The following is a 1624-nucleotide window of genomic DNA, read 5'->3' on the forward strand; positions in this document are numbered from 1 at the left end:
TCCTTCGCTTACGTTGATCAGCGCTCCGCCCATGAAATAAATGTGCCGGCGACGGCGGATATTGTCCGTCGTCGTGTTGTCCCAGCGGAAAATATTGCTGCTCTGGTCGCCCGAGAGCAGATCCATCACGGACACACCCGCGTACCACCGCGGGTTGTAATAATAGATTCCAAAGCGGACATCGGGAACGAAGTTGTTGATCCGGCCCGGCGGCACCACCGGGTCGCCCGTGCTCACCGGATCCAGCAACGCCCCGTCAAGCCCATACTGCGTTACACCCGCACCGATGCCGAAGCTCAGCCGCTGGGTATCTTCGTCGTTGAGCCGGAGCCTGAAGGCGTAGTTGACATAGGCAGATGTCGCGGCTTGCGGGCCGAGCCGGTCTGCCGTAAGCTGTACACCCAGGCCGTGCCTTTTTTCTGTCGGATCGAGGATTCCGTCAATCGATAAGAGGCCGGTCTGGGGAGCCCCATCCAGGCCCACCCATTGGTTTCGAAGCCCCAGCTGCCCAAACCATTCCTCCTTATAGCCGGTGTAAGCCGGATTGACGCTCATCGAATTGAAAATGTACTGCGTAAACTGGATGTTCTGTTGTGCACGGGCAGTTACGGACACCACCAGCATCATCATGAACAGATATATTTTTACATGTCTCATCTTGCGTATTCCTATAGATTAATCAAACTAACCGTACTATTTCCGTTTAAGCAATACCCATCCTTTTTGTACCCGCTCTTCATTGCCGATAAACAGCCGGATCATGTAGTAGTATGTGCCTTCGTTCAGCTCATCCCCTTCCCAGCTGTTGTCATAGTCCCGGCTACGGTAAACCTCATTGCCCCACCGGTTGAATATCATCACCTCAACCCGGTCAAACGCTTCAATACCGATGATCTCAAACCGGTCGTTCTGGCCATCACCGTTGGGGGTAAAGATGTTCGGAATCTTCAACGGATTGGGCTCAACAGTGATCGACACCGTGGCCACATTGCTCCAATTGCCCGCGCTGTCTTTCACGCGGTAGCTGAAGGTCACCGGCCCGGTATACCCCGGATTCGGCTTGAAGGTCACCGTACCGTCGGGATTAACGGTGAGCGTACCGTTCTGCGGTTGGCTGACAATCTCGATGGAGCTCGGATCCAGCGGGAACGTCGATCCCCCATCGTTGTCAATGATCGGAATCACCAGTTCGTCGTTTGCATTTCCGACCATCTGGTCATTACCCGCCACCGGCGGGTGTACCGGAGAAATGGTCACTTCATCTTCATTATCGTCTTCATCCGGATCGTTTTCGTTGCCGTGTATAGCTGCCGTGTTGCGGTAATCGCCCGAGGCATTCACGGTTGCCGTAATGGTCAGCGAAGCCGTTAAGCCATCAGCCAGGTCACCTACCTGCCAAACGCCGGCCGCTGGGTCATAGATACCCGTCTCTGCGCGGTGCGATACCAGCGTATATCCTGAAGGCAATCGTTCGGTCACCGCCACACCGGTGGCATCATCCGGTCCGGTATTGGAAACTGCAATCGTAAACACCACGTTGGTTCCTACCAGTGGCTCGTTTACGTCTACTGTTTTGCTTACCCGTAGGTTTGACACCTTGGCCGTCGGTTCCGGCGTCAACGGT

At 54.9% G+C, this 1624-nt stretch carries 2 protein-coding genes; both read right to left on the reverse strand.

What is annotated here, in order from left to right; all coding sequences use genetic code 11:
• On the reverse strand, positions 1-657 hold a 657-nt coding region (locus JHJ32_RS22450), incomplete at its 3' end, for a PorP/SprF family type IX secretion system membrane protein (RefSeq protein ID WP_200122937.1).
• A 36-nt stretch (positions 658-693) separates the two neighbouring features.
• Positions 694-1624 (reverse strand): gliding motility-associated C-terminal domain-containing protein (locus tag JHJ32_RS22455; RefSeq protein WP_200122939.1); only part of this gene is annotated, 931 nt, incomplete at its 5' end.

Origin of the sequence: Parapedobacter sp. ISTM3, assembly GCF_016533505.1 — a bacterium.
GTDB lineage: Bacteria > Bacteroidota > Bacteroidia > Sphingobacteriales > Sphingobacteriaceae > Parapedobacter > Parapedobacter luteus.